At 72.7% G+C, this 10,450-nt stretch carries 10 protein-coding genes, 1 tRNA gene and 1 pseudogene; 9 read left to right on the plus strand and 3 right to left on the minus strand.

Translation table 11 applies throughout. The features are described 5' to 3' along the window. From AC4IJH_RS42325 to AC4IJH_RS42340, 4 genes are all read left to right on the plus strand, one after another. Positions 1-604: DNA polymerase III subunit delta' C-terminal domain-containing protein (locus AC4IJH_RS42325; protein ID WP_490857372.1), on the plus strand; the 604-nt coding region annotated here is incomplete at its 5' end. A gap of 292 nt (positions 605-896) precedes the next feature. Continuing rightward, a complete protein-coding gene (locus tag AC4IJH_RS42330) occupies positions 897-2,525 on the plus strand; it encodes an alpha/beta hydrolase (RefSeq protein WP_490857373.1) in 1,629 nt (542 codons plus the stop codon). An 82-nt stretch (positions 2,526-2,607) separates the two neighbouring features. Beyond that, a tRNA-Thr gene (locus tag AC4IJH_RS42335) sits at positions 2,608-2,684 on the plus strand. Positions 2,685-2,749: 65 nt separating this feature from the next. Next, positions 2,750-3,508 (plus strand): glycosyltransferase, encoded by a 759-nt coding sequence (locus AC4IJH_RS42340; RefSeq protein ID WP_490857374.1) that lies wholly within the window; start codon positions 2,750-2,752, stop codon positions 3,506-3,508. Between the two features lie 13 nt (positions 3,509-3,521). Here the strand turns inward: AC4IJH_RS42340 and AC4IJH_RS42345 are convergent, their stop codons facing one another. Together AC4IJH_RS42345 and AC4IJH_RS42350 are read right to left on the minus strand one after the other, a co-directional pair. Then, complete coding sequence (locus AC4IJH_RS42345) at positions 3,522-4,445, minus strand: FkbM family methyltransferase (RefSeq protein ID WP_490857375.1); 924 nt, start codon at positions 4,443-4,445, stop codon at positions 3,522-3,524. 79 nt (positions 4,446-4,524) lie between these two features. After that, positions 4,525-5,739, minus strand: a complete 1,215-nt coding sequence (locus AC4IJH_RS42350; protein ID WP_490857376.1) for an amidohydrolase family protein — start codon at positions 5,737-5,739, stop codon at positions 4,525-4,527. Between the two features lie 191 nt (positions 5,740-5,930). Between AC4IJH_RS42350 and AC4IJH_RS42355 the strand changes: the two genes are divergently transcribed. Next, a complete protein-coding gene (locus tag AC4IJH_RS42355; protein ID WP_490857377.1) occupies positions 5,931-6,458 on the plus strand; it encodes a hypothetical protein in 528 nt (175 codons plus the stop codon). A 107-nt stretch (positions 6,459-6,565) separates the two neighbouring features. Here AC4IJH_RS42355 and AC4IJH_RS42360 read toward each other — a convergent pair whose 3' ends face one another. Continuing rightward, positions 6,566-7,174, minus strand: coding sequence for a TetR/AcrR family transcriptional regulator (locus AC4IJH_RS42360; protein ID WP_490857378.1), 609 nt, complete (start codon positions 7,172-7,174; stop codon positions 6,566-6,568). Positions 7,175-7,263: 89 nt separating this feature from the next. Here AC4IJH_RS42360 and AC4IJH_RS42365 point away from each other — a divergent pair, with 89 nt between their 5' ends. The 4 genes and pseudogenes from AC4IJH_RS42365 to AC4IJH_RS42380 form a co-directional block, all read left to right on the plus strand. Next, complete coding sequence (locus AC4IJH_RS42365) at positions 7,264-7,719, plus strand: DUF4345 domain-containing protein (protein WP_490857379.1); 456 nt, start codon at positions 7,264-7,266, stop codon at positions 7,717-7,719. Between the two features lie 320 nt (positions 7,720-8,039). Beyond that, positions 8,040-9,011 carry a glycerophosphodiester phosphodiesterase gene (locus AC4IJH_RS42370; protein WP_490857381.1) on the plus strand — a complete coding sequence of 324 codons (972 nt, stop codon included), beginning with the start codon at positions 8,040-8,042 and terminating at the stop codon, positions 9,009-9,011. Positions 9,012-9,159: 148 nt separating this feature from the next. Continuing rightward, on the plus strand, positions 9,160-9,897 hold the full coding sequence (locus AC4IJH_RS42375) for a response regulator (protein WP_490857380.1): 738 nt from the start codon (positions 9,160-9,162) through the stop codon (positions 9,895-9,897). Positions 9,898-9,974: 77 nt separating this feature from the next. Continuing rightward, positions 9,975-10,450, plus strand: a pseudogene (locus AC4IJH_RS42380) (two-component sensor histidine kinase); the annotation flags it as partial.

The raw sequence follows: 10,450 nt of genomic DNA on the forward strand, positions 1-10,450 counted from the left end.
CATCGAGCCCGCCGCCGCGGCGGCGGCCGCCCGCGCCACCCAGGGGCACATCGGCCGGGCCCGCCGCCTGGCCACCGACGAGCGGGCCCGCGCCCGCCGGGCCGCCGTCCTCAAGCTCCCGATGCGCATCGACGACATCGGCGGCTGCCTCAAGGCCGCCCAGGAGCTGATCGACGCCGCGTCGGAGGACGCCAAGCAGGTCGCCGAGGAGATCGACACCAAGGAGACCGAGGAGCTGCGGGCCGCGCTCGGCGCCGCAGCGGGCACGGGCGGCCGGCTGCCGCGCGGCACCGCGGGTGTGATGAAGGAGCTGGCGGACAAGCAGAAGCGCCGCTCCACGCGCACCCAGCGCGACAGCCTGGACCTGGCCCTGACCGACCTCACCGGCTTCTACCGCGACGTCCTGGCCATCCAGCTGGGCTCCGGCGCGGAGCTGGCCAACGCCGAGGTCGAGGACGGCCTGCGCCGTATCGCCTCCTCCTCCACCGCCGAGCGCACCCTGCGCCGCATCGAGGCGGTCCTGGCCTGCCGCCGCGCCCTGGACCGCAATGTGGCACCGCTGCTGGCGGTGGAGGCGATGACGATGGCGCTGCGGGCGGGCTGAGGGGGGCGGCTTATCGGGGGGCTGGGGGAGAGGCGTCGGCGGGAGGGCGTCGGCGTATGGGCTGAGAGAGGCGTCCGCGGAGGGCCGGGGAGAGCGTCGGCGTACGGGCTGAGAAAGGTGCTCGCGGGTGGGCCGGGGAGGCGTCCGCGGGTGGGCCGGGGAGGCGTCTGTGTGCAGGCCCCTCACTCGTACGAGCGCACTCGGCCGTACACGCACCGCGTCCGCACGGATACGCTCCGAGAACCGCCGTACGCCCGTCCGTACCAGGGACCGAGTGACCGAGGGACCGCCCATGGACACCAGCCGTCTGTTCCGCACCACCGGTACCGTCCTCGCGGCCGCCGGGCTGCTCATCTCCGGTTGCTCCTCGGGGAGTTCCTCGCCCGAGGCATCGGCGAGCGCGCAGCGGACGAGTGCCGGGACCGGCGCGAGTGCCGGGTCCGGCTCCGGTGAGCGGGCGGGGCAGGGTGCGTCCGACACCCTCAAGCCGCTGCCGGTCGCCGTACCCGCCTCCCTGCGCCCGTACTACGACCAGAAACTCGCCTGGCGCGAGTGCGGGGTGGCCGGCTTCGAGTGCGCCACGATGAAGGCGCCCCTGGACTACGCGGCGCCCGGCCCCGGCACCGACCTCAAGCTGGCCGTGGCCCGCAAGAAGGCCACCGGGCCCGGCAGCCGGATCGGCTCGCTGATGGTCAACCCGGGCGGCCCCGGCGGCTCGGCGATCGACTACCTCCAGCAGTACGCGCCCCAGCCCCCGGCGGTCCGCGCGCGCTACGACATGGTGGCCATGGATCCCCGCGGCGTGGCCCGCAGCGAGCCGGTGCAGTGCCTGACCGGCAAGCAGATGGACGCCTTCACCCAGCTCGACCAGACCCCGGACACGGCGGCCGAGGTCGACCGACTCACCACCGCCTACAAGGACTTCGCGCAGGCCTGCCGCAGCCGCTCCCCCCACTCCGGCAAGCTCCTCTCGCACGTCTCCACCGTCGAGGCCGCCCGCGACATGGACGTGCTGCGCGCCGTCCTGGGCGACGAGAAGCTCACCTACACCGGTGCCTCCTACGGCACCTTCCTGGGCGCGACGTACGCGGGCCTCTTCCCCTCCCGCACCGGCCGTCTCGTCCTCGACGGCGCGATGGACCCCTCCCTGTCCGCGCGCACCCTCAACCGCGACCAGACCGCCGGCTTCGACACCGCCTTCACCGCTTTCGCCAAGGACTGCGTGGCCCGGCGCGACTGCCCGCTGGGCACCAAGGGCACGCAGGACGCCGCCGAGCGCCTCGCGGACCTCTTCTCCGACCTGGACGCCCGCCCCATCGGCACCGGGGAGCCGCGCAAACTCACCGAGTCGCTGGCCACCACGGGCGTGATCGCCGCCATGTACGACGAGGCGGCCTGGCCCCTGCTGCGCGATTACCTCGCCCAGGCCCAGGACGGCGACGGCCGCGGCCTGCTCTCCCTCTCCGACAGCTACTACGAGCGCTCCCCGGACGGCACCTACGCCAACCAGATGTTCGCCAACCCCGCCGTCAACTGCCTCGACCTGCCCCCGGCCTTCTCCGGCCCCGCAGGGGTGCGCTCCGCCCTGCCCGCCTTCCGCAAGGCCTCCCCGGTCTTCGGCGACAACTTCGCCTGGGCCTCCCTGAACTGCGCGTACTGGCCGGTCGAGCCCACCGGCGGGCCGCACCGCATCGAGGCCAGGGGCGCCGCCCCGATCCTCGTCGTGGGCACCACCCGCGACCCCGCCACCCCCTACCCCTGGGCCCGCGCCCTGGCCTCCCAGCTCACCTCCGCCACCCTCCTGACCTACGAGGGCGACGGCCACACCGCCTACGGCCGCGGCAACGACTGCATCGACACCGCGGTCAACACCTACCTCCTGGAGGGCACACCTCCCGCCAAGGACAAGCGCTGCTCTTGATCACTTCCGGCCCCCTCCTGACCGGCCAGGAAACCGGTTTATGACCACCCCGAAGTGATGTGTAGACTGGGCCGCGCACCACGCCGCCTTAGCTCAGTCGGCCAGAGCGACGCACTCGTAATGCGTAGGTCAGGGGTTCGACTCCCCTAGGCGGCTCCAGTGAAAGCCCAGTTCAGACACTGTCTGAGCTGGGCTTTTTGGTTCGTGTGAGGGGGAGAGGGGCCATGGCGGGGCTGGTTACGGTCATGACGGCGGTGCATGGGGTGGGGGCTGGGTATCTGGCGGAGGCGTATGCGTCGTTGGTGGGGCAGGAGATGCCGGAGGGGTGGGGGTGGCAGTGGGTGATTCAGGAGGATGGGGAGGGGGGTGAGGTTGCGCCGTATGTGCCGGAGGATGCGCGGGTCAGTTTTGGGCAGGGGCGGCGGGCGGGGGCCGCTGTGGCCCGGACGCTCGCGCTGTCGCGGGCCGAGGGGGAGTTCGTGCGGGTGCTGGACGCCGATGACATGCTCGCGCCCGGGGCGCTGGCGCGGGATGTGCGGGCGCTGAGCGCTGATGCGTCGGTGGGGTGGGCCACGTCGCGGGCGCTCGATCTGCTGCCGGACGGCTCGACGGTGGGCTTCGAGGGGGATCCGGTGGAAGGGGTCATCGAGCGGGGGGCCGTGCTGGAGTACTGGAAGGAGCACGGTTTTCGCGCGCAGGTGCACCCGGCCAGTCTGTGTGTGCGGCGGGAACTGCTGCTGGCGCTCGGGGGGTGGATGGCGCTGCCGGCGTCGGAGGACACCGGGCTGCTGATGGCGTTGAACGCGGTGAGCCGGGGGTGGTTCTCGGCACAGACCGGGCTGCTGTACCGGAAGTGGCCGGGGCAGGTCACCAGTCAGGCGGCGCACGGGGACGAGGGCGAGCGGCGGGCCCGTTTCGGTGTGGTCGAGGCGCGGGCCCGTGCGCTGGCGGCGATGGGGGGCTGGCGGTACGGCGGGGAGTGAGGCCCGGCGTCGGTCAGGGGAGGGTTTCGGCGTCGGTGCGGGAGAAGACGAGTTCGCTTTCCTCGGTGACGGGGTGGCGCCAGCGGACGGGGAGTTGGGGCGGATTGCTCAGGGCCGCGGGGTAGCTGGTGGCGGCGTAGTCATTGGTGAGGCGGTAGGGGTGGAAGCCGTGTTGGGCCAGGGTGTCGAGCAATTCGGTGACGGAATGGCCGAGTTCCGCCATGCGGTCGGGGGCTACCTCGATGGCCAGTTCCGCGTCGGGGCGGAGCCGGCCGAGGAGGGGGGCCAGGCCGCGTATGACGGCTCCCTCCGCGCCTTCCACGTCGATTTTGATGATGCGGGCCGTGGCGATGTCCTGCGGGGGGACGACATCGGGCAGGGGGCGGGCGGTCGTCTCGAAGGTGGATTCCGCTACGCCCTCGTACGGGACGATGCTGTTCGCGCCCATGTTGCGGGAGCTGGCGAGAATGAAACGGACCTGCTCCTCGCGGTCGGAGACGGCCGCGTTGACGGCGTGGATATTGGCGCAGTTGTTGATGCGCGCCTGGTTGAGCAGGCGCCGGTGGAATGTCGGTGAGGCCTCGATGGCGATGACTTTTCCGGTCGGGCCGACCAGGCGTGAGGCGAGGACGCTGTCGTAGCCGATGTTGGCGCCGACGTCTATGAAGACATCGCCGGGCCTCAGGCGGCGCTGGAGCCAGTGGGTCAGATGCGGTTCCCAGATCCCGAAGAGGTAGAGGTAGCGCTGGATGAGGTCCTGGGTGTCGACGAGGTAGGACGCGCCGAAGCGGGAGCGGACCCTGCGGCGCCGCGGGTTCTCGCGCAGCCCGGCGTTCAGGAAGCGCTCGACCAGGGCTGCCTTGCCGAGGGACCCGGGCGCGTACCGCACGTACCAGCGGGAGAGATCGAGGGTGAACTCCGTCAGGGCGCAGGACACGGCGGCTCCAAGGGCTTGATCCAGTCTCGGCGGATCCACCCTACGAGCGGCCGGTGGGAGCGGTGCAGGCGGTCTCGCCCTACTTGTCGAAATCCAGTTCCAGCATGCGGATCGCGTTGCCGCGCAGGATTTTGTACGCGACCTCGGGGGTGAGGCCGGCGATGTGGTCGGCGGCGACCTGTTTGGTGTGCGGCCAGGTCGAGTCGACGTGGGGGTAGTCGGTCTCGAAGGTGGCATTCTCCACGCCGACCACGTCCAGGGAGTTGACGCCGTGCCGGTCGCGGAAGAAGCAGCAGAAGATCTGGCGGTAGTAGTACGTGGAGGGCGGTTCGGGGATGAGGTCGCGTACGCCGCCCCACGCGCGGTGCTCCTCCCAGACGTCGTCCGCGCGCTCCAGCGCGTAGGGAATCCAGCCCATCTGGCCTTCGGCGTAAGCGAGTTTGAGGCGGGGGAATTTCACCAGGACGCCGCTGAAGAGGAAATCCATCATGGACGCCATGGCGTTGTTGAAGGACAGGGACGCCTCGACGGCGGGCGGCGCGTCGGGGGAGGCGGCCGGCATTTGCGAGGACGAGCCGATGTGCATGCACACGACGGTGCCGGTCGCCTCGCACTCGGCGAAGAACGGGTCCCAGTAGCCGGAGTGGATGCTGGGCAGGCCGAGGTGGGTGGGGATTTCGCTGAAGGTGACCGCGCGGACGCCGCGGGCGGCATTGCGGCGGATTTCCTGCACGGCGAGCTGTACGTCCCACAGCGGAATGAGGCAGAGCGGGATCAGGCGGCCGCCGCTGTCCCCGCACCATTCCTCGACCATCCAGTCGTTGTAGGCCCGTACGCAGGCCAGGCCGACCTCCAGGTCGCTCGCCTCGGCGAAGGTCTGGCCGCAGAAACGGGGGAAGGTCGGAAAGCACAGGGAGGCCTCGACGTGATTGGACTCCATGTCCAGCACCCGCGCCTTCGGGTCCCAGCAGCCCTTGCGCATCTGCTCGCGGGTGATGCCTTCCAGGGTCATCTCGTCGCGGGAGAAGCCGACGGCGGCAATGATGCGTTTGTACGGGAACAGATTCCCCTCGTACTCCCACCAGTCCGTGAGCGGGCCGTCGGGGTGGGTGGTGAACCGGTACTTGCCCGCGACCCGTTCGAGGTCGCCGATCCCGGCGGTGAAGGGCTTGGGGCCGCGCTCGCGGTACTTCGCCGGCAGCCAGGTCTCGAAGAGGTGCGCGGGCTCGATCACATGATCGTCCACGCTGATGACCTTGGGTATCTCGGTGGTGCCGACCGCCTCGCTGATCATGGGCCCTCCCCGGAACGTCGACCGGACCGTGCGCCGCCCAGTTTCTGACGGCTCGTCAGATGGAGGGTATAGAGGGCTCCTTCGCGCGACAAGGGGCGTGGAGCTCTGGCCTGTTGCGGTCCGCCGTGCCACCCTTCCGCACGCGTGACGGAACGGGCCGCACCGTCCTCGGACGGAGACAGGAGAGGGAAATGAGTGAGGTCGACCTGCGGGAGAAGCACCTCGCGCGGGCCCGGAGCGCCGCCTTCCGGGCCGCGGCCACCTGCCACTACATCAGGCGGCGCGGCGCCGAGGACAAGCGCGAGGAGAACGAGGCGGCGCAGATGCTCTGGAAGGCCGAGCACGCCGCGCGGGTCGCCGCCCAGGCCCTGGCCGTACTCGCCGAGAGCGCCCCCGCCCCTGCGGCGGATTCCCGGTGCGCGCGCAACGCCGCGGCCTCCGCCGCGCAGGCGGCCCAGATGGGGATGCGGTGGGACGGGGAGGGCGAGCGCGCCGCTGCCGCCTGCCATATGGCCGTACGGGCCTCGCAGTCCGCCGCCGCTGCCGCGGCGGCCGGCGCCGAGGGGGAGGACGCCGCGCTGAACGCCCGGGCCGACGCGGACGAGGAGGCCGCGCTCGTCGCCGCGCAGGAGGCGGGGTGGGTGGAGCCGGGACGGCAACTGCCCGAGATCTCCGCCGGGTTGAGGAGTGCGGATCTGATGGCGATGCTGCACCTGTGATGCGCGGGGTCGCGGGAGTCGGTCCGGATCTGTGACGCGTGGGGTCGCGGGAGTCGGTCCGGATCTGTGATGCGCGGGGTCGCGGGAGTCGGTCCGGTGTCGGTGGATCAGTGCGTGGCGGGGTTCGGCAGGTCGTCGAGGTCGACGATGGGGGAGAGGGCGCCCCGCAGGGCGCCCAGGCAGATGTCGCGGAGTTCGGTGCGAGTGAAGGGCTCGCTCGTCAGCCAGGTCACGCACAGGGTGCGGACGAAGACGAGCCAGCTCATGACCGTGGCCGAGGCCATGTCGCGGCGGGCCGGGTCCAGGGCGACGGCGTCGAGCAGGCGGCGGCGCAGCTCGGCCAGTTCGTCGCTGATGATGGTCTGGACGACGGGGTCGCCCACCAGGCCGCGGTTGGCCGCGAGGACCGTGTGGCGGTTGGCGGCGAAGTAGTCGATGTGGACGTCGAGTCCGGCGGAGATCTGCTCCAGCAAGGGGCCTTCGGGGGCGAAGTCCGTGGTGGCCAGCAGCTGGTCCGCGGCCTGCTGGTAGATCGCGGCGAACAGGTCGCGCTTGGTGGGGAAGTGGCGGTAGAGCAGGGCGCGGGAGACGCCGGCGTGCTCGGCCACCTCCTCCATGAGGACGTCGTCGTACGGCTTCGCCGCGAACAGCTTGGCGCCGACGTCGAGCAGCTGCGCCCGGCGGTCGGCGGGGGTGAGTCTGCGGCGGGTGGTCATGTCCCTCAGGTTAGTTGACACGTGTGCAGCAGCCGCCCTAGCGTCTACTTAGTAGACGAGTGTCTACTAGCGGTCAGGGGGGTGAGGGCATGGCGAGGCTGTTGAGGTGGCTGGTGCTGCTCATGGGGGTCGCCTGTGTGGCGATCGGCGCCTACCACCTCGTACTGGGCATCGCTTCGGTGCCCGGCGAGGGCTCGGCCGGCGCGACCGTGGACAGCCGGGAGCGCTTCTACAACGCGATCTTCCTCGGGTACGGCCTGGCGTGGCTCTGGGCGTGGCGGCAGTCGCCGATCCCGTCGCGCGCGGTGCGGTGGCTGGCCGGGATCTTCCTGCTCGGCGGCATCGGGCGGCTGCTGTCGGTGGCCGCGCACGGCTGGCCGCACTGGTTCCAGATTCCGCTGACGGTGCTCGAAGTCGCTTTGCCGCCGGTGTACTTCTGGCTGGCGACGGCGGAGGAGAAGGCGCTGAGGACGGTGGGTCCGGCCGGGGCGGGGGCGGGGGCGCGGGCCGGGGGTGCCGCGCGTCCGGCGCCGCCGGAGGGCTGAGCGCCGCCGGGGAGTTCTGCGGGCCCCCGGTCGTACGCGGGCGGTGCTCTCCTCGGGTGCTCTGCGGGCGGCGTGCACCCCCGCATGGCCTCATTTGTGAGTGAAGGCGGGTGAAACCGGCAACAGGTGTGGAAGTTGTCGCGGTACGCGGCTGCGGTCGAGCGCCCGGGAGGCCCAGGATGTTTCGGAGATCGAGCCGTATCGCCGCCGCGGGGGGCGCCGTACTGATCGCGGTCGTGGTGTCCCTGCACGCGGACGCGACGGGGGCGGCGACGTCGTCGGGGCCGGTGGGAGAGGGGGCCGCGCCGGGGTCGGTGCGGATGGCCGGGATGGCGGTGGGCTCCCCGCCGTCCGCGGTGGCCTCGCCGCCGCCGGTTCAGGCTTCGCCACGGGTGACGGCTTCGCCACGGGTGACGGCTTCGCCGCGGGTGGCGGCTCCGCCGTCGGTGAAGGCCCCGGCGCGGGTTCAGGACCCGCCGCCGGTGAAGGCTTCGCCGCGGGTGGCCGGTGGGCCGGGCGGGCGGGACGCGGAGGCCGGACGGGACGTCGTACCCCGGCCCCGGCTGATCGCCCACCGGGGCGATGCGCGTTCGGCGCCGGAGAACACCCTGGCCGCCGTGGACGCGGCGCACCGGCGCGGGATGCGGTGGGTCGAGAACGACGTGCAGCGCACCCGGGACGGGCAGTTGGTGGTGGTGCACGACGCGAGCCTGGCGCGGACCACCGACGCGGAGCGGGTGTTCCCGGGGCGGGCGCCGTGGCGGGTCGGGGACTTCACGGCGCGCGAGATCGCCCGGCTGGACGCCGGAAGCTGGTTCGCGCCGCGCTTCGCCGGGGAGCGGGTGCCGACGCTGCGCGGCTATCTGCAGCGCGTCGAGCGCAACCGGCAGAGCCTGCTGCTGGAGATCAAGAAGCCCGACCTGTACCCGGGGATCGCGGCCCAGGTGGTCCGCGAGCTGGCGGCCGCCGGGTGGCTGGACCGGGCGCATGTGGCGGGCCGGCTGGTCGTGCAGAGCTTCGGCGCCGACTGCGTACGCGCGGTGCACCGCATGGCGCCGACGGTGCGCACGGGCTTCCTGGGGCGGCCGCCGGTGTCCCTGCTGCCGGTGTACGCGCGCTTCGTCGACCAGATCAACCCCCCGCTGCGCGGCCTGAGTCCGTGGTACGTGGCGCAGGTGCACCGGCTGCGCGGGGTGCACGGCAGGCCGCTGGAGGTCTACGCGTGGGGGCTGCCGGAGCGGGCGGCGGCGCACAGCGCGTACGGGCGCGGGGTGGACGGGGTCATCGACTGACCTGGCGGGGCATCGGCTGATCTGGCGGGGTCATGGGCTGATCTGGCGGGGGCGTCGGCTGAACTGCGCGGCCGGGCAGGGGCTGAGCGGTCGGGCGGAGGCTGAGCGGCCGGGCGGGGGTGTGGCGCCCGTGACAGGATGGACGGCCGTGACGATTCGGGTGCTGGTCGCGGACGACCAAGAGATGGTGCGCCGGGGGCTGCGGCGCATCCTGGAGAGCCAGCCGGACATCGAGGTGGTCGGCGAGGCCGCCGACGGGGTGGCGGCGCTGGAGGCGGCGCGGGCGCTGCGGCCCGATGTGGCGCTGGTGGACATCCGGATGCCGCGGATGGACGGCCTGGAGGTCACCCGGCAGCTGGCCGGGCCCGGCGCTCAGCCGGCGGTGCGGGTGGTGGTCGTGACCACCTTCGACCTGGACGAGTACGTGTACCCGGCGCTGCGCCACGGGGCCTGCGGCTTCCTGCTGAAGCGGTCCGGGCCCGCGTTGCTGGTGGAGGCGGTGCGGGCGGCGGTGGCCGGGGACACCCTGATCAGTCCCTCGATCACGGTGCGGCTGTTGCGGCATGTGACGGGGGATTCGTACGAGTCGGGAGCCGCGTCTGCCGGGCCTGGTGTGCCCGCCCCGTCCGTCGCGTCCCGGCGTGCGCCCCGTGCCCGGGCCGCCGTGCCGCAGCCGCTGGAGGCGCTGACCGAGCGCGAGCGGGAGATCGCGGGGCAGGTCGCCGAGGGCAAGACCAATGCCGACATCGCCCGGGAGCTGTTCATATCGGCGGGCACCGTCAAGACCCATGTGGCCAGCATCCAGCGCAAGTTGGGGGTGCGGAACCGGGTGGGGATCGCGGTGCACGCCTGGGAGATGGGGTACGCGGCGGGGGAGAGGGCGTAGGGGTGCCGGGTTCGGCCGCAGGCGCGGAGGAGAGTGGAGCGGGGCGGGTGCCGGGGCGGCGGGTGGTGTGGGGCGCTGTGGCAGCGGGGCTGGTGCTGCTGCCTGTGGTGGCCCGGCCTGCGGCGCTGGCGGTGGCGGTGAGCGCGGCGCTGGCGGTGTTCGTCGCGGTGCTGCGGTGGCCGTGGGGGCGGGTGACGCTCGGCGCCGCGGCGGGCGCCGTCGTCGCCGTCGGGCTGGCCGCGGACGTGCTGTACCGGGGGCCGCAGGACCTCGCCACGCTGTGGACCGCGTGCGAGTATCCGGCGCTGCTGGTGCTGGTCGGGCGGGTCGTACGGCGGGAAGCGGACCGGGTGGCCGCCGTGGTGGGGACGCTCGCGGTCGCGGCGGTGGTGCTGCTGCCGCTGCGCTTCGCCTTTGCCGAACCCCGGCCCCGGACGGGCGCGGTGGCGCTGCTCTGCTCGATGTCGCTGTTCCCCGCCGTGTGCGCGGCCGGCATCGCGCTGTATCTGCGGTCGCTGGACAACCGGCGGGGGGGGGGGGGGGGGGTGGGGGG

It is taken from the genome of Streptomyces sp. UF-297, assembly GCF_058245575.1.

Coding starts and splice junctions, on each gene's coding strand:
- AC4IJH_RS42330 (WP_490857373.1), top strand. CDS start 897: ATGGACACCAGCCGTCTGTTCCGCACCACCGGTACCGTCCTCGCGGCC.
- AC4IJH_RS42340 (WP_490857374.1), top strand. CDS start 2,750: ATGGCGGGGCTGGTTACGGTCATGACGGCGGTGCATGGGGTGGGGGCT.
- AC4IJH_RS42350 (WP_490857376.1), bottom strand. CDS start 5,739: ATGATCAGCGAGGCGGTCGGCACCACCGAGATACCCAAGGTCATCAGC.
- AC4IJH_RS42355 (WP_490857377.1), top strand. CDS start 5,931: ATGAGTGAGGTCGACCTGCGGGAGAAGCACCTCGCGCGGGCCCGGAGC.
- AC4IJH_RS42360 (WP_490857378.1), bottom strand. CDS start 7,174: ATGACCACCCGCCGCAGACTCACCCCCGCCGACCGCCGGGCGCAGCTG.
- AC4IJH_RS42365 (WP_490857379.1), top strand. CDS start 7,264: ATGGCGAGGCTGTTGAGGTGGCTGGTGCTGCTCATGGGGGTCGCCTGT.
- AC4IJH_RS42370 (WP_490857381.1), top strand. CDS start 8,040: ATGGCCGGGATGGCGGTGGGCTCCCCGCCGTCCGCGGTGGCCTCGCCG.